This window comes from Synechococcus sp. R6-10, assembly GCF_047461815.1.
GTDB lineage: Bacteria > Cyanobacteriota > Cyanobacteriia > Thermostichales > Thermostichaceae > Thermostichus.
The window spans coordinates 1-576 of the sequence record NZ_JANSHW010000661.1 but is presented as its reverse complement, the minus strand read 5'-3'; the positions used below and the strand labels follow the sequence as shown (position 1 = coordinate 576).

The 576-nt window shown below is 63.0% G+C and carries 1 protein-coding gene; it reads right to left on the bottom strand.

Annotated features, from left to right (window positions below):
* On the bottom strand, positions 1-576 hold a 576-nt coding region (locus NW837_RS15130), incomplete at both ends, for a SufD family Fe-S cluster assembly protein (RefSeq protein WP_414332447.1).

Sequence of the window (576 nt, the reverse complement as noted above, 5' to 3'; positions counted from 1 at the left end):
GGTGTCGGTCTTGGCGTCCACATCCAGCAGCAGCGCGTCGCACTCCACATTGCACTTGGCGTGGTGTGCGCCTTCCAGCACCTGCACCAGCCCGCGGTAGCTCGCGCGTCCTGTGCCCTTGGAGATGGACTTGGAGGTGATGCGTCCAGTGGTGTAAGGCGCGGCGAAGATGAGTTTGCCGCCCGTGTCTTGGTGCTGTCCGTCGCCCGCGAACGCGACCGACAGAATCTCGCCGCGTGCGCCCGGCTCCATCAGATAGACGGAGGGGTACTTTTGAGTCACTCTGGACCCAATGTTGCCATCCACCCATTCCATCACCGAGTCGCCGTAAGCCACCGCGCGCTTGGTGACGAGGTTGTAGACATCCTTCGACCAGTTCTGGATGGTGGTGTAGCGCACGCGCGCGCCGCGCTTGACGATAATCTCCACCACCGCGCTGTGCAGGGCTTCTTCGGCGTACACCGGGGCGGTGCACCCCTCCACGTAATGCACAAACGCGCCCTCCTCGGCGATAATCAGCGTGCGCTCGAACTGACCCGCGTTTTTGGCGTTGATGCGGAAGTAGGCTTGCAGCGG